This is a genomic window from Vibrio sp. Y42_MX_L11, from assembly GCF_024181785.1.
In the GTDB taxonomy this organism is placed as follows: domain Bacteria; phylum Pseudomonadota; class Gammaproteobacteria; order Enterobacterales; family Vibrionaceae; genus Vibrio; species Vibrio diabolicus.
Map to the genome: position 1 here is coordinate 1 of NZ_JAMZAP010000032.1, position 16,474 is coordinate 16,474.

Annotated in this window: 17 protein-coding genes and 1 pseudogene; all 18 read right to left on the reverse strand. The window is 44.6% G+C overall.

Going from position 1 to position 16,474, the window contains the following annotated elements; all coding sequences use genetic code 11:
• Positions 1 to 102: 102 nt before the first annotated feature.
• Positions 103 to 663 carry a hypothetical protein gene (locus NL643_RS21715; protein WP_253645167.1) on the reverse strand — a complete coding sequence of 187 codons (561 nt, stop codon included), beginning with the start codon at positions 661 to 663 and terminating at the stop codon, positions 103 to 105.
• Between the two features lie 4 nt (positions 664 to 667).
• Complete coding sequence (locus NL643_RS21720; protein WP_145473461.1) at positions 668 to 1,096, reverse strand: MSHA biogenesis protein MshP; 429 nt, start codon at positions 1,094 to 1,096, stop codon at positions 668 to 670.
• A complete protein-coding gene (locus NL643_RS21725) occupies positions 1,086 to 1,847 on the reverse strand; it encodes a PilW family protein (protein ID WP_253645168.1) in 762 nt (253 codons plus the stop codon). The genes NL643_RS21720 and NL643_RS21725 overlap by 11 nt, the downstream gene beginning before the upstream one ends.
• Positions 1,847 to 2,410 (reverse strand): type II secretion system protein, encoded by a 564-nt coding sequence (locus NL643_RS21730; RefSeq protein ID WP_025501886.1) that lies wholly within the window; start codon positions 2,408 to 2,410, stop codon positions 1,847 to 1,849. The genes NL643_RS21725 and NL643_RS21730 overlap by 1 nt, the downstream gene beginning before the upstream one ends.
• Positions 2,407 to 2,868, reverse strand: coding sequence for a type II secretion system protein (locus NL643_RS21735; RefSeq protein ID WP_253645169.1), 462 nt, complete (start codon positions 2,866 to 2,868; stop codon positions 2,407 to 2,409). The genes NL643_RS21730 and NL643_RS21735 overlap by 4 nt, the downstream gene beginning before the upstream one ends.
• Positions 2,869 to 2,977: 109 nt before the next feature.
• Positions 2,978 to 3,202, reverse strand: a complete 225-nt coding sequence (locus NL643_RS21740; protein ID WP_039842641.1) for a prepilin-type N-terminal cleavage/methylation domain-containing protein — start codon at positions 3,200 to 3,202, stop codon at positions 2,978 to 2,980.
• Between the two features lie 77 nt (positions 3,203 to 3,279).
• Positions 3,280 to 3,735, reverse strand: a complete 456-nt coding sequence (locus NL643_RS21745) for a type II secretion system protein (RefSeq protein WP_253645170.1) — start codon at positions 3,733 to 3,735, stop codon at positions 3,280 to 3,282.
• 291 nt (positions 3,736 to 4,026) lie between these two features.
• A complete protein-coding gene (locus NL643_RS21750; RefSeq protein WP_253645171.1) occupies positions 4,027 to 4,488 on the reverse strand; it encodes an MSHA biogenesis protein MshF in 462 nt (153 codons plus the stop codon).
• 3 nt (positions 4,489 to 4,491) lie between these two features.
• Positions 4,492 to 5,715: a type II secretion system F family protein gene (locus NL643_RS21755; protein ID WP_048626840.1), complete on the reverse strand. Its 1,224-nt coding sequence runs from the start codon at positions 5,713 to 5,715 to the stop codon at positions 4,492 to 4,494.
• An 8-nt stretch (positions 5,716 to 5,723) separates the two neighbouring features.
• A complete protein-coding gene (locus NL643_RS21760) occupies positions 5,724 to 7,448 on the reverse strand; it encodes a GspE/PulE family protein (RefSeq protein WP_253645172.1) in 1,725 nt (574 codons plus the stop codon).
• Positions 7,445 to 8,539 (reverse strand): lipopolysaccharide assembly protein LapB, encoded by a 1,095-nt coding sequence (locus tag NL643_RS21765; RefSeq protein ID WP_253645173.1) that lies wholly within the window; start codon positions 8,537 to 8,539, stop codon positions 7,445 to 7,447. The genes NL643_RS21760 and NL643_RS21765 overlap by 4 nt, the downstream gene beginning before the upstream one ends.
• Positions 8,536 to 9,381, reverse strand: a complete 846-nt coding sequence (locus NL643_RS21770) for an ExeA family protein (protein ID WP_253645174.1) — start codon at positions 9,379 to 9,381, stop codon at positions 8,536 to 8,538. The genes NL643_RS21765 and NL643_RS21770 overlap by 4 nt, the downstream gene beginning before the upstream one ends.
• Positions 9,382 to 9,425: 44 nt before the next feature.
• A complete protein-coding gene (mshL, locus tag NL643_RS21775; RefSeq protein WP_253645175.1) occupies positions 9,426 to 11,069 on the reverse strand; it encodes a pilus (MSHA type) biogenesis protein MshL in 1,644 nt (547 codons plus the stop codon).
• A 25-nt stretch (positions 11,070 to 11,094) separates the two neighbouring features.
• Positions 11,095 to 11,421: pseudogene (locus tag NL643_RS21780) on the reverse strand (MSHA biogenesis protein MshK); the annotation flags it as partial.
• A complete protein-coding gene (gene gspM / locus NL643_RS21785; RefSeq protein WP_054868338.1) occupies positions 11,414 to 12,064 on the reverse strand; it encodes a type II secretion system protein GspM in 651 nt (216 codons plus the stop codon). The pseudogene NL643_RS21780 and the gene gspM, both read right to left, overlap by 8 nt.
• A complete protein-coding gene (locus NL643_RS21790; RefSeq protein WP_253645176.1) occupies positions 12,061 to 13,506 on the reverse strand; it encodes an MSHA biogenesis protein MshI in 1,446 nt (481 codons plus the stop codon). Before NL643_RS21790 ends, gspM begins: the two co-directional genes overlap by 4 nt.
• 11 nt (positions 13,507 to 13,517) lie before the next feature.
• Complete coding sequence (gene csrD / locus NL643_RS21795; RefSeq protein ID WP_253645177.1) at positions 13,518 to 15,527, reverse strand: RNase E specificity factor CsrD; 2,010 nt, start codon at positions 15,525 to 15,527, stop codon at positions 13,518 to 13,520.
• A 242-nt stretch (positions 15,528 to 15,769) separates the two neighbouring features.
• Entirely contained in the window at positions 15,770 to 16,306 is a 537-nt protein-coding gene (locus NL643_RS21800) for a single-stranded DNA-binding protein (RefSeq protein WP_012841367.1), read from the reverse strand.
• Positions 16,307 to 16,474: the final 168 nt, after the last annotated feature.

Consider the following 16,474-nt stretch of genomic DNA (forward strand, 5'->3'; position numbering starts at 1 on the left):
TGATCATCAAATCGATCTTGAATGTATTGAAATTATTGTGATTTAAATGTACAAATTAGTGGAAACATCACTTCACGTCACCCCTTATGCCATAAAGGATTTTCATGATCTTGCCCTGAGTACGATATCCCTCGCCCCCCAAATATCACTTTCAATAACATTCCCTGTACCTTTAATCTCTATGCCATCCGTAAGACTTGTAACATTTCCTGCCACTTCTGCACTTTCAAGATACACATTACCGTGAGACGAATAGATGAAACCATTTATGTCGATATTATTTTTTAGTTCAACACTTCCATGGGCTTCAATATTGCCGAAGAGTTGAACTTGATTTCGGCCTTTCACATTACTGGTTTTAGCAAGAATATTAATAGGGCGAATAGAGCTGCCAATTACATTTTTTCCTTTAAATTCAACATCACCATAAACTAGAATATTCATTGGCCGATCGGAAGAAATTGACTGCCATTTATGTAGGTATAACCCGTTCGGGCAAACATAATCATTGTAACTATGATAATAACCACCACACAGGTTCCCTCTCGATTTCATCGCTCCCTTACTAATTGACCAATATGGTGCCATATCAAAAGTTTCAGCAGAAAAGCTCTTGAGAGAAAACAAACAAAAAAATAAAGCAGCAATTATTTTTCTTTTCATTATTTTAATCCTTAATCCAAATCTCTTGTCTGCGTTCAACCAAGCTCAATCCAGAACCACACTGGACTGCAGCTTCGATACGATAAAATGTTTGGCTATCTAACTTTTTATCTCCCCCGTCACACACAAGCGAAACTAATCGGCAGCTTCCGTAATCAATGCTCTCTGAGCTTGGCGCTTTACCATTGACTTTATTACTGCAATTACTTCCCACATCTGGGTTTTCATTGTTAAGTGGGTATATTTCAGTGAGTGCCCACTCTGTTGAAGATTGAGCGTAAAACCATGCTTGTGTCCCTAAAAACTCACGAGTCATTGAGTTTTGATTAGACCAGTTAGTCTTTGTGAGCGTTGCACCTAGATATCCCATCATAATAATCACGAACAAGCATACAATGAGTACATTTCCACTGTTTTTCTGTTTATGGGACATTTAACACCTGCACATCTTGTTGGTAGGTACTCACTTCACCATTTTGTTCAAAAGCAAATTTGAGATAAACAATCCCACCAGTCTGTAAACTCACATTCGTGTAGTTAAATTGACTTTCATCTGCCACGATATTTTCAACAACAGTGCCATTGCGAGTTAAGCGATTAGTATGAGCCCCGGCTTTGACAATGCAGTATTCAACTTTGGTTGCTAACTGATATAGATAAATACGATGAGCGATCGAGTCACTAGGTAAAGGCGTCGTTAAGCTATAACGATAAAAGTCGGCATTACGATTGCCATCATTACCATTTAAAGAAAGGTCACTATTAATTAAGTGATTACTCACAGCGCCTGATATCAAATCGTCATAGCGTGTAGGGTTAATGACAAAGCGTATCTCCTCGGAAGCTTTTAATGTATTTCCTGGAACATTTTCCCCAGTGATAAAAAGCAGATCGTTGCTGGTTGGTTCTTGAAAGTAATAACCGGAATTTAAAGTTGGAACAAACGACAGGCAGGATTCGTCAACCGTGTTTGTCATTGCAAAACTATTGGGAACGGCGTGTCTAATTTCACGCGCCATTTTTTCTAGCACAAATTGAGCTTGGGTCTGAATTCTTTGTCTTGAACTCGCATCAACATACCCTTTCATCCCAACTTGAACATAACCTGCAATCCCCAGCATGATGATGCTACCAATAACAATGGTCAGCACGAGCTCTATGAGAGTGAAGCCTCTTTGACTCATTAATAATTACCTCTGTAACCAACCAATGAAATCGCTAACGCGGAACCAGCAAATATATCTAGTTTCACTTGCTTCATTTTAGGAACACTTCCTTCGAGCTCTGTCGTTTCTACCGCAACCTCTACACGAAAATTGACATAACTACTGTCCGCACCATTACCGACAACATCTGAGAGTTGGTATTTTTCGATCCCTGACGGACAACTATTCTGAGTATTTTCGGTGTACCAACAACCAATATAGTCATCAACGTCATTAAAAGCAGAGGGCGAAGTCTCTCCATCTCTTCCAAGAGGTGAGCAAGCGTCTGCCCCACTTTCGCCGCAGCGGAGCATGCCACCATTGTCATCATAATAATGGTCAAAATTGCGGGCCAAAATTTGCGACATCATACTATGCCCTAAAGCAATGGCTCGACTTTGATAATGGGAGGTGGAAGCATCTTTAATTTGTGGTATCAATGCTGTCGAAAACATCACCATTGCGATTCCCATCAAGACGATCGCAATAATCATCTCAATAAGCGTCATTCCTCGAAGCGTTTTTTTGCATTTCATTGTCATGAACAGCCACTTTTACTTACGTAGCCTTGCTCATTAATTGTGACCGTACAAGTTTGAGAGCTATTGTTTTCGCTAATAGAGATAGTGACCGAAGAAGGGGTCGGATTTCCTAGAAGATCAAATTTAACCTCTTGAACAGGAGAAAAAGTAACACTGCTGTCTTCGACCCAATCACTACGACTACTGGACTGAGATGAGCAAGAGGCTTTTGAACCGATACAATTGGTTGCTATGGATAGAATAAAATCGTTATTTCCTACCGCACTACTGACATTTGATTGCATGCGATTCACCTGGACTTGGCGAACAACAGAAATGACTTGATCTTGAATTGCTGCGGCAGAAATTCCAGTGCGCATAAATCGACTGGACGCGTAAAGCGATAATATTGAAAGGATGACGATTACCATGATCAGCTCAATGAGAGTAAAACCTGATATCGTTGAGCGCGACTTCATACTTAGGAACCTTCGGCTTACAACAAGCGATTAAATTATAAGCAAAAAAGCATGGTAATTTTGGACTAAAATCACACTTCTTTTACGTAGCAAACAAGATTGCTCTAGGTTAGTTTTTCGATCTATCGATCTCTTCTTCAATTCGATCGTAAGTTTCTTTGTTGCTTAGCGTCTCAGAAACATGCTCAGCGGTTTGCTTGGTTTGCTCCCACTTCGCTTCATAAGTTTCTGGCTCAAAACTGATAAATCTTGGTAATACCACATAACCGACTACACCTAAAATGACCAGCACAACCACAAACTCTATTGCACTAAGACCCGATGATTTACGCATATGAACTATTCCGAAATTAATCAAAATAAAGAGATAAAGGCCAGACTAGCTGGCCTTAAACACACTTTAATCAGAGGTTAAAATTTAGTGCCACAGTTATCGATAACTTTAACAATTGGAGCAGTATCTTCTTCCGCTTCAGTGTAACTAACACATTTCTTGTTGTAACCCTCATAGCCAAACAATACACTCTTAGCGCCACTTGTTTCTGTTTCCCAATCACTCTCCAGACCATCGACAAGTAAGTATAAATCGTCTTTGTCAGCTTTTGGGTAACCGTATACGATATCTAGGTCATCATTATCTTTGATAGTTAGTTTTGCCGCAGAAGCAGCTTCTTTACCTTCGATAGCAGCTTTACCATAAGTAATACCTGCTGCGCCAGTAATCGCACCTTTTAGACCTTCAAGCGCAGAGTTGCGAGCATCATCTTGTAGGTTAAGGAAACGTGGTGCTGCAGTGACCGCTAGAATACCTAGGATTACAATAACCACTACTAGTTCGATAAGGGTGAAACCACCTTGTCTTTTCATTGCTTACTCTCTCTATGTAAGCATGCAGTGTGACTGCAAGGTTTCGTTTAGGTCACGCGACCATTTTGGATATTGTCAAAACGGTTTGGAGCAGCAACGTTCACTAAAACTGACCGTGAAGTGGATACTGTATCTACCGCTTGAGCAGAATGACGATTCGCCATTATTCAGTTCATGCTGCAATGAGAAAAACACATTATTGTTTACCCTCTATTACAGCGTCTTACTTATGGTAATGATTGCATTATACCGACTTTCAATACCAATTATAGTGATTAAGTGTCAAAAAATTCACTCCGCCGACATTTCGACGTCTATTTTCAGCTGATTAGCTGTTGAAATAACTACAATCGACTGACCATTTTCATAAGTATAGTGACAGACATAACGATCAGTTTTGATGGCTCCACTGATATCTATTAACTTATTGGTCATTATTTTACGTTGTGGATAATGCACTGCTAGCCAATAACCACAATCTAAAACACCTTGTTGAGTAAAGGGAGACACTAGCCCGCCCTCAGTCATGGTAAGGTTAAAACCATCCATCAGCATATGTTTTGGCTCGCCTTGTACTAACCAAGCTTGACGATAACGCTGAACACTATCTTGCATCCAAACTCTCGCCAACTTCGCTCCGGTCACTTGCGCCTGCTCGGTAACAGGACGTAATTTGACCGCCAAGCCAACAGCAATGATGGTAGCAATTATCCCAAAAACGATTAGCGTCGCCCGACTTTGATTTTCAACCACCTATTAGCCGCCTTTGATGATGTCTAGCATTCCCCACATTGGCAGGAAGATACCCAGTGCTAGCACCATGACCATGCCGGCGACAATCACCAAAAGTAGCGGTTCTATTCTTGCGGTTAGTGTTTTTAGATCGTAATCGACTTCTCGATCGTAAAAATCCGACACTTCTAGCAGCAGCTCATCAATACGACCGGTTTCTTCCCCTACTGCAATCATCTGAATTACCAAAGGGGTAAAGATTTTACTGTTGATGGCAGTCACTGAGATGGTGCTACCCGCTTCAATCGCGGATTTCATCTCAAGAATTCGATTTTCTAAAAAGCGGTTCCCTAGGGCTTCCCCGGCTAAAGCTAAAGACTGGTTAAGTGGAACGCCTGATTTCAGCATCAACGAGAAGGTTCTAGCAAAACGGGAAAGCTGCGCGCGATTAACGATATCGCCCACAATTGGAAGCCGAAGCCGAAACTTATCGAACTTTTCCCGACCATCAGCCGTCGCCACCCAAGCTCTGAAAACCGCAAACGCACCAATCATTGCCACAATCAGCAATACCCAATAATTAACAAAGAAATTAGAAGTAGCGATCAAAATACGCGTCGGCAGTGGTAACTCTACACCAAAGCGCGTAAACATAGATGCAAACTCAGGGATCACCAAGATATTCAATATAAACATGGCGATGGTGATAAAGATAATGACAAACGTCGGATAACGCATCGCCGCTTTGATGCGTTTGCGAGTCTCGAGTTCCTGCTCGTAGTAATTCGCCAGTTGCAATAGCGCTTGGTCAAGCCGACCCGTATTCTCACCGACGTTGATCATAGAAACGAACAGTGGGCTGAATACTTTGCTGTGTTGCTGCATCGCAGAAGACAAACCTCGGCCATTACTCAGTTCAGAAACGACATCTTCCAGTGCCTCTTTGAGCTGTTTGTTTTCACAATTTTGCAGCAGGCCACGCATAGAACGCAGCAACGGTACGCCCGCTTTAGTTAAGCTAAACAACTGGCGAGAGAAAAGAATGATCACTTCCAATGGAATGGCTGGCACAAATAGCTTAGACAAGCTCATTTGGCTTTTTGCCGACTCTTTCTCTAACCGCACATTGAGCGGGATGATCCCTTTGTTCATCAATGCTTCCGCCGCAGCCTCTGAGTTCACTGCTTCGATTTTGCCGTTAGTGGATGAGCCGTCTAGCGTGCGGCCTTGATAACGAAAAGTTGGCATTCACTTACCTATATGAAAATGGGATCAGTCTTACCAGAAGCGTCACCTTCACCTAGGGTCATCACTTCATCCAAACTGACGGTACCTTGTAGCGCCAGTTCCATTGCAGAAGCAAGCAGTGGCTTATAGTTTTCTGAGCGACGCGCGGCTTGGGCAAAGCCAACCGCATCATTGGCGCGCAATTTATCCATCATTTCGTGCTCAAGTTCGAGCATTTCAAACACACCAATTCGGCCTCGATAACCAGTCAAATTACAGTTTTGACAGCCTACACCTTTATAAAAAGTGGTCCCTACTTGGTTTGGAAAACGCCCAGCTAACCACTGTTGGCGTGACTCGTCTAGATGATCTTCTGTTTTGCAGTCTGGACAAACACGGCGAACAAGACGCTGCGCCACCACGGCTCTGACCGCACTGGCAACCAAGTAACCCGGTGCGCCCATATCGATCATGCGTAACGCACTGTCGACAGCATCATTGGTGTGAAGAGTGCTCAATACTAAGTGACCCGTTAGTGCAGCTCGCAGACCAATTTCTACCGTCTCTTGGTCACGCATCTCACCAACAAGAATGATGTCTGGGTCTTGACGCAAGAAGGTTCGAAGCACACGCGAGAAAGTCAGATCGATCTTACTGTTTACCTGTACCTGAGTGATGCGAGGCAGACGGTATTCGACCGGATCCTCTGCTGTAATGATCTTTTTCCCTGGCTCGTTGAGCTCACTTAATGCGCCGTAAAGCGTGGTGGTTTTACCTGAACCTGTCGGCCCCGTCACCAAGATCATGCCGTGCGGACGAGCCAACTGTCGACGTAAACGAGCAAGCAAATCTGGCGGCAAACCTGACTCTTCTAATGGACGCAAACCAGCAGACTGGTTAAGCAGACGCATTACTACGGACTCCCCGTATTGCGTTGGTAGCGTCGACATACGAATATCGATTGATTGACCACGCACTTTGATATTGAATCGGCCATCTTGCGGCAAGCGCTTCTCAGAGATGTCTAGGTGCGCCATCAACTTCAATCGAAGAACCAAAGCCGATGCGATATTCACTTCATTCAGGATGGTTTCATGCAGTACACCATCAATACGCTGACGTAAGCGCAAAATCTGATCGTCTGGTTCAATATGAATATCCGATGCTCCGACTTGTACCGCATCTTCAAACATGGAATTAACCAGCTTTACAACGGTAACTTCCTCACTGTCGGTTCCATCAATACCGTAATCGAAGCTTTGCTCATCTTTATGCTCTTCATGCAACTGTTCCGCGAAAGAAGCGATTTCTTTGGTGCGGCGATAATAGCGGTCAAAGCTTGAAATGAGTTGGCGCTCTGAAGCCACGATGAACTCAAGGTTGTATTCACCTAGCAAATTCATCAGTGACTCTTGGATGAACAAATCCGCAGGGTCACTCATGGCAACGCGCAACGTGTCCCCATTTCGAGCAACGACCATCGCACGTAAGCGACGTGCGTGTACCTCAGGTAGAATCTGTACCGCTTCCGCATCCACAGGTGCGCGACCAAGATCGATCAGTGGCAAACCAAGTTGTTGGGACAAGAAGTCCAACATTTGCTTCTCAGTAATAAAGCCGAGATCAATTAACGCATCACCCAGCTTCTGCCCGGTACTACGTTGTGCGTTTAGTGCTTGCTGGATTTGTTCTTCAGAGACGATGCCTTCTTCAACCAGAAGATCGCCTAAGCGTTTTCTCAACTGAATTTTCATTGTGCATTCTCCAGCTGTTTCAAGATGCTCAAACGGTCGCGGATAAACGCTTGCGATTGATTCGAAATGCCAACTTTACCCAGAGCTTGGTTGTAAGAGTTGATCGCGGCGGTAAACGTCAGCGCGCGCTCTTGTTGAATCGCTAAACCTAGCCACCAGCGCGCATTTTCCGGCTCACGCTGAGTAAGGAGTTGATAACTCTCAAGCGCAATATCATTCTGCTTGTGTTTTTGTGCCAATGCCGCACGCATCGCCAAGTAATCTCGACTTGGCATTGGAGGCAAATGCACAAGCGGACTCAGCGCTGCTTCAGGTTGATTGGCTTTCACTAACAACTTAGACAAGGCCAAGCGAAGTACTTGGTTGTTCGTGTCAAGGTTGATGCCTTCTTGGATAATCTCATACGCTTTACGCGTGTCGCCTTTGCCAAAGTACAACGCCGATAATTTTTGACGCGTGTCTGCATTCATTGGCTCATAACGTAACGCCTCAGCATAAGCCGACAATGCCGTTTGCATATCGTTAGCATCCAGTGCTTTTTCCGCTCGGCTAACCGCTTTAAGAGATAACTGGCGGTGCGTCAGCTCAACCTGCTCAATGCGCATTGAACTGTTGTCTGCTGTTGTGCGGGTTACGTGATTAGATTGCTCATCGCTTGGCATCGTTGCCACTTGCGCGAGTAACGCTGCATCTTCAGAGACCGCATTTACCTCCGCTCTTGGCGTGAACCTATCAGTCTCAGGCATATGAAGCTGTTGCGCAGCCGGTTGTGTCACTGGCTTCGTGTAAACCACATGGGCTGTCTCGGGCGTCATTTTACTCGTTGGCGAATGAGTACGCTCTGATGATGTGATTGACGAAGCATTCACTGACGACAATGGCATGGTTTCTGTTTGAGCAGATGAAAGCTCGCCTGAAGGGATAGGACCGCGAGAGACCGCCCAGCCGCCCACCGCAAGGCTTAACGAGAAACCAGCAACGAGCCAAAGCCAAGGTTTACTGCGTGAAACGTTGGGAATGTCCGCACGAGTAAGCTCTGACGGTGATGTTTTTTCAGCGAGTTCTGATAATGCTTTATTGATGGCACTCAAGGTTGACTCCATCCCCAAAATACGGGTGTTTTAAACTTAGGTTTACGGGCATCAAACGTATCGTGCATAGCGGCGTAAACGTGATGATTTTTTAATAGTGTGCAACGATCATTAAATGCCGCAAGCAACGACTTGTGGCTAATTTGGTTGATCAAACGTGGAATCCCCATGGATGAACGCCAAATCGCTTTTTTCTGCTCAATAGAAAAAATGTGCGCTCCATTGCCTGCCTTGTCTAAACGATTATTGATGTAAGCCACGCCTTCATCGATAGAAAGAGGACGCAGCTGACAACTAAACGTAATACGTTGACGAAACTGCCTTAGCTCGTGGCTGGCTAACCGCTCATCCAACTCAGGTTGTCCGAATAACACCAGTTGAATGAGTTTATCTTGTTCCGTTTCTAGGTTGCCGAACAGACGCAATGTTTCTAACGCTTGTGGAGAAAGAGCTTGTGCTTCATCGACGATCAAGACGGTTTTCTTTCCCGTAGAATGCACTTGAATCAGGTGCTCTTGAATGAGAGAAACAATACGTAGCGGGTCATCGTTCTCGATGCCTAACTCTCTGGCGACAGCAAACTGCAACTGCTCTCCATTCAAAACTGGATTAGGTAAGTAAATCAGCTCGACTTCAGATTCAATCTGCTCAATTAACTTACGACACACCATGGTTTTTCGGGTGCCGACTTCTCCCGTCACCTTAATCACCCCTTCTCCCATTTGCACAGCGGCTAAAATGGTTTGGATCGCCTCATAGTGAGGGACTAACCCCAAGAACATTTCTGTGTTTGGGGTTAACGAAAAAGGCTGAACTCGAAATCCAAAATGTGACAAGTACATACTCGAATCACAAACTCATTGAAAAACGGAACCTTTCCCCGCGCTTATTGCGCATCTGGGAACCACTCTTGCAGCAGATCACGAGAGCGCTCTAGCTCTTTCTGCCAAGAGTTCACACCAACTACGGTCGGTTTTAGCAAGATGACCAATTCTGTTTTCTCAGTCACGTTATTTACGTTGCGGAACAAATGCCCCAATGCGGGCACATCGCCTAAGAATGGGACTTTAGAAACAAGCTCACGATTTTGCTGTTTCATCAAACCGCCGATAACCACAACATCGCCATCTTTAGCACGAATAACCGAGTCTGATTCACGAATAGAGCTTTTTGCCAATGGCAATTGGATGTTTTGGAACTCACCGCCCAAGTTCAATTTCTTCACTTCTTCCGAGACTTCAATAACCGCAGGGTGAACATGCAGGAACACATTGCCTTTGTTATCAATTTGCGGAGTCACATCGAGAGAGATACCTGAGAAGAATGGTGTCAATTCCACTTCTGGAACAGCATTTGAATTTTCACCGTTGCCTGCATTGCTCGATAGCTCGGTAACAAAGTACTCATCGGTACCCACTTTGATGACCGACTTTTGGTTGTTGGCAGCGGTAATACGAGGGCTCGAAAGAACGTTCAAGTCACCTTGTGTAGACATAAAACTCAACACAGCATTGAAGTTGCCATCAGAGATAGTCACGTTGGTTTGGCCGCCCAATAGCGTGCCAATCGCATCCAACGGTGGTAATGCCGACGCAGGGCGGTTCACTACGACACTACCCGAGTTACCAATTGACGCCGATAAGTTCGACCAGTTGATGCCTTGTTGGTAGCCATCATTCAACGTCACTTCTAGAATTTTAGCTTCAAGAATGACCTGACGCTGCATGCGCTCCTGCGATACACCTAAGAACTCACGGACTTCTCGAATATCATCTGGAAACGCTCGAACCGTAATCACTCCTGCTTGAGGTGTTACGACAACGCTTTGTCCTTTGCCTGAACCAATTAGATTCGCAACGGCTTGCTGCAGCATCGGCCAGAAGTCACTTTCAGTGATGGTTTCGATGCGAGTACCGCCCGTAGAAGTCGTCGAGCTATCGCCGCTGTTACTTCCATTGTCAGAGTCTGATGAGTCAGAACTGTCTGAGCTACCGCCAGAATTAGACGTACCAGCCGAGGTCACTGAGCCCGTGACAATGCTCGTCAATGATCGACCAGAGCGTTTGAACTGGAGGTAATCAACAGGAATGGTTACCGTACGCATACCAGCAGGGTAGATTTGAATAACTTTGCCAGACTTCACCACATCATAGCCATACATGTTCTGTACAACGCTCAGGACTTCATCCAACGTAACATCTGACAAGTTGACGGTGATATTACCTTGTACCGCTGGATGAATCGCCACGCTGTACTCAGTGCCTTTGACTAGCGAGGCAAAAAAGCTTCGTGCATCGACCGCATTCGCTTGAATACGGAAACGCTTCGAGGTGCCTTGCTCTAAAGCAACATTCGAGTCTAAGTTAGGCATCAGGTCCGCTTCGACAGAAGAAGGAATTTCTTCTAACGTGCGGCTGTTCGCTTGATTGATAGATTCATTGAGCGCTTCTTTGACTTCCACTGGGTCACGGTGACCCATTGAACATCCCATTAAAGAAGCAATCGTTATTCCTACAACTAATTTGCGCATATCTGATCAGGCTCTGGTTATTATTTTTTACGTTTAAACCAAAAAGCTCTAGGTCCCACTGACGGTTACCACGCTTTAAAGTTACAAATTCACTATTAATGCTCGCGACGCGATAACCCTTAAATAGCTCGCCTTTTTCAACAAGCTTGTTATCCATAATCGCGACACAAGCAGTACTTGGCTTACACACAATACTGTTGAGCGTAGGCAGTCGGTACTGTTTTGCTTTTGGTTTCGCTGACGTTTCAACCGCAGGCTTTTCCCAGCCAAGTGGTGCCGTTGGATCTTGGTTCGCCCAAGCGGTTCCTGCCGCAGCCATGACAAGCAATGAGATGATGAGTTTTTTAACCACCAATAAACTCCTCTCGAGATCCTAGTGTGTAGACTTCCAACACAAGCTTCGCTTTCGGGTACTCTTCGACTTTGTAACTAAAGCTGCGCCAATAATAACTGGCAGGAAGGCTCTCCAATTTATTTAGGTAATTGGCAATAGAAAAGTAGTCGCCAGTCAGCTCCATACGTACAGGGTGTACGTAGTAACCAGAGTATTGCGATGCTTCTTTATCTTCCGTAATTGGCTCAGATGGCAAAGTTTGCAAAGACAAAAGGTGAATGCCACTTTGCTGCTCTAATACATTTTCCAGCAGCTCAGCCATTTGCGAAGGTGTAATAAGGTGTTCGATGATCTCCGCTAGCTGCATCGAAAGGTGCTGACTTTCTGTTAGCAGGTTAGATATCGCGCGATCAATCTCAGCGTTTGGATCTTTCTTCAGCTGCGCTTGAATACGTAGTGTGTCGATTTCAATCTTTTGATTGGCTTGCTTTAAATTGCTTAGTTGCCTCTCATTACTAATGATCTCGTTAAGCTTGGGTTCCAGTACCAGCGTAAAAAGCAACATGATCACGACAACTAAACCACACAGCGCGATGAGCACTTTTTCACGCGCGCTCATTTCGCCAAAGCGCTCTTCTAATGAGATCCAGAATTCGTTCATTTCTCTTTATCCTCGCGCGTTTTTAGTTCAAACGTCACAATATCCTTATCATTTCGGCCAATTTTGACGTCGTCAAACGTCCGGCCAACCAAGCTAATTTCATTTTTAAATTGGTTAACCCAACTTGGTACTGAGCTCGGCTTTTTCGCCAGTCCCTTCAGATCTAAGGTATGGTTATTGATTCGAATTTCGGACAAAGAAATTTCTTGGTTTCCTAGCTTAGCTAATGATTGCATCACGCCAGAGTAACCCGTGCGCTGCGAGTCATCGTATTTCCCGACGGCTTTAAGCGAGTCTCGCTTCGCCTTGACTTCACGCTCTAAGCGGGCTTTAGCTGCCAGCTTATTATTGTCGGGTTGATGCTTACGTAGTTTGACTTGATAGCGTTCAAGCTCTGACTTCATGATATCGCCTTTGCTTTTTACAATAGCAATTTCATCTTCTAAACCACTGCTCTGCCAAGTCACATAGCCGTAAGAGAGTAGAATGGCTGCAGCCGCGACACCCCAAGATAACGCGATATTTCTTAGTGTCAGGAGCTCTTTTTTCGGCTTTAAGTAATCAGGGTATAAGTTAACGCGTCGAGTATTAGAAGCCGCAGCAGCATCTGCTAAAACGTGTCCTGATAGCTCATGTTCTGGTGGTAATAACAGAGAGACTTTAGTGCTTAAACGGTAGTTCAGAGACTGAACAAGCTCACTCTCATCCTCCTCATCACAACACACTTTCAATTGATGCAGCTGCACATGGCGCAACTGAGAAGAAAGATAATCAATCGAACGTTGCAGTTCTAACGAGAGGCTATCCATCTGTAACTCGCTAGACGGAACCCCCGTTAACGGTGGCGTCACACTGCGAATCGAACGATGAAATGCGATAGTATTTTCGACAAAAGCGCTAATACGGAAGTGACCACGCACACTGCGTTGTAATAATAGGAAGTTACCTAGTTCACCTGCGGTCTCTCCCCAAATGTCGTCTTCAGGAAGAATAGCTTCTAATGGCAACTGGGCGCGACTGGCCAGTAACACGATCTTATCCAACATTTTTCGTGATAAGACGTAAGCTTGCACTTTGGTTGAATTGGGTAGCTCTACCGCATCGGCAATAATGTCAATGGCACGCTCAGAGATCAGTTCTTTCAACAAAAACGGTAATGCTGCAGGCCATTCTTGGCGCGGCATGACAGGTTTGTCGATTTGATACATCTGATAATAGTTATGAGAAAGGACAACCGTTAGAGAATCATACGCACTCGCAGCAACGCTCAATGCTTGCTCTACGGCTTTCTCCCAATTGGATTCAGAAATATCAAATTGGTATGGGCGGCCACTTTTTATTGAAGATGATAAATAAACGGCGTCTGGCTGAATAACCAAAAAGCAGGAACGACCACCACCAGATGATCGTTTGAGCTTGTCGAGTAGTGCTTTGAAATCCATGATTATTATCTTTATTTTTTACGCCAGCGATTTCGTCTTCCCAATTTCACTTGGGATTCTGATTGAGAACTTGGCAATGCTTGTGGACGAGGAAGAAACTGCTGCTCTGCAGAAAAGTAGCGCCCTTGCCCACCATAAACCCCGAGCTCAATTAACGTGTTGAGCTCGTTTTGATTCTCAATTCCCACTGCTATGATTTTAGTTTTACTGTTTGCCGCGGCACCTAGCATGCTGCGGACAAATAGCTGGTTCTCATGTCGCTGGTCGATTTTTGCTACTAAACTGCGATGAAGTTTAAGGTAACGAATATCCACTTCTTTTAAATAGTGAGTGCTGACGATGGTTCGTCCAGCCTGCCCAACCATTAAGTGGCACCCTAAACCGGCCAGCATTTTAGCGACTGGTCGCATAAAGTCTAAGTGTCTTACAAATTGTGCTTCAACAAACTCAAAACTGAGACACTTTCTCTGTTCACGTGACAACTGTAAGAGTTCATCACGAAACCATTTAAAGTACTCTCGGTTAGAAAAAGGCGTTACATTCAAATTGAGCGCATACTCTCTCGAGTTATCAAAATTATCCTTAAACTCTCTTAAGAATTTATTAATAACAGACTTATCCATTTGCGCTTCATAACCAACCTGTCTGATCGCAGAAATAAACCGAGACGCTTTAACAATGCCATTCTCAGGATCGCGAATCCGACATGTTAACTCTTCATATAATGATTTTTTATGCGTCGCGTCACTTATTGGGTGCACAGATTGTGCGTAGAGTATCACACTTTCTGGTGTAAGTGCTGTGTCAAATAACGTTCTCCACCTCACACTTCCGCGAGCTTCTTCATCGTGGTTCCATTTTTTGAAGCGACTCCAATTATTGTTATTTTGTAGTTGCGCACTACGCAAAGCTGTCTCTGCCTCATCGATGATTTGGCTGTGTCGCTCACCCTCTTTATAAGTAGTGATGCCTATATGGCACCAGTTGTCTGGGTCGAGTGGCTCTGGCGGAATTAATTTTTCTAACTGGCGAATGCATTGTGATGCCAAATTAGCCACATCTTTGGCACTTTGATGCGGCAGAAATAACGCAAAATCAGCATCGTAATAACGAGAAAATACAACATCAGGGTATCGCTGAACTAAGTTGGATAATAAACTCCCAACTTCAACAATAAACTCATCCGTAATTTGCTTATCTTGCTCTTCTTCAACCAGTTTCCAGTCTTGAATACGTACTAGCAACACGGCGCCGCGAGCCCCACTTTCTAGTAACGCCGATTCCAGTTTGCTATCAAATAGCACTCGATTGGCGGTACCTGTTAACTTATCAAGGAAGGTTTGAGTTCGAATAAAGGTATCAAATCGGCTTCGCTCTTGACGCGCATCTTGTAACTCTTCAATTAATACATCGAGCGCTTCACTGGCAGTATAAGGCCATTCTTTTTTGTCACCTTTTGCATACTGCTCTACCCGACCAGCAAGGATCATCCTGCCTCGCTCTTCGAGCATTTCAGAGCCTTCTAATTGCTCCTTAAGCCACGCAACACCGCGCATTAAACAGAAGATGATCAGGATAACGGCAAGCGTGATCGACCAAAGCGCCTGCATTGAGTAGCTGTAACCTAAGTAAGGCGGGATCGCTTTAAAATGAATCGTGTAATCTTGATTGTGAGTCAGTTGATATTCTGTCTCAAACAAGACTGACGCTTCCATTTGATGAGAAGTATCTTTGAAACGATAAACAACCGCATTGTTGGTCGACAATGTCATTTCGACAATATTGGAAGCCTGCAGCATTTTCGGCATCCAGCGCTGCATAGAATAAGCAGCGTCAGGATCTTCCATCTCCTTGTCGACCACCTCTACGATCCCTTCTAAATAATGGGTGAGATATTCCTGCCCAAGACGTTTAAAAGAGAGGGTGCCACCGACAAACAAGATAAACATGGCGCAGATGACGATCATGGTGACAAAAGCCACCAGCCGTGTGCTTAACTTAAGAGTTGGGGTATACCTCATGAATACCAAATTCCTTTTTTATTCATCATATACCTTATTGAAATATTTATACTTGATAAGAGTTCATCAAACAATCGGATTCGTCTGATAGTGAGAGGCTGGAGCATAAAGAACATCACACTCATTGATAAGTTTTATTGTTACGCCTAACCTTGCTGAGATAAGCCTTTGAGATCATTAGATAGTGACAATAAAAAAGACCGCGATATTCGCGGCCTTTTCGATTCAAGCATAAGCAGAATTTAGAACGGGATATCGTCGTCAAAATCCATTGGTGGCTCATTGTACTGCTGCTGTGGTTGCTGCGGAGCCTGCTGTTGTTGCTGTTGCTGAGGCGCATTGTACTGCTGCTGAGCTGGTTGTTGAGGCTGACCCCATCCACCTTGCTGCTGCTGTTGACCGCCCATTGGTGCGCCGCCACCTTGACCACGACCGCCAAGCATTTGCATCACGCCGTTGAAGCCTTGAACAACGACTTCAGTTGAGTAGCGATCTTGACCGCTTTGGTCTTGCCATTTACGAGTTTGCAGTTGGCCTTCAATGTATACTTGAGAACCTTTACGCAAGTACTCACCTGCTACTTCCGCAAGCTTGCCGAACAACACAACACGGTGCCATTCCGTTTTTTCGCGCTGTTCGCCAGTCGCTTTATCACGCCATGAATCAGAAGTCGCAATAGTAATGTTTGCTACTGCACCGCCGTTCGGCATGTAACGAATTTCAGGGTCGTTACCTAGATTCCCCACCAAAATAACTTTGTTAATTCCACGGCTGGCCATGATGTGCTCCGTTTCACTCTGGATATATAAAATTTTAGCGCATTAGAATAGCACGCTTTAATGTTTTGATTAAAGTCTAATACCATTGTGATCTAATGAGTCACCTACTAGAACCCAAATCGCATTTCAACTTACGCATGTAGCACTTTTGATTCGCGTTGCAGACAT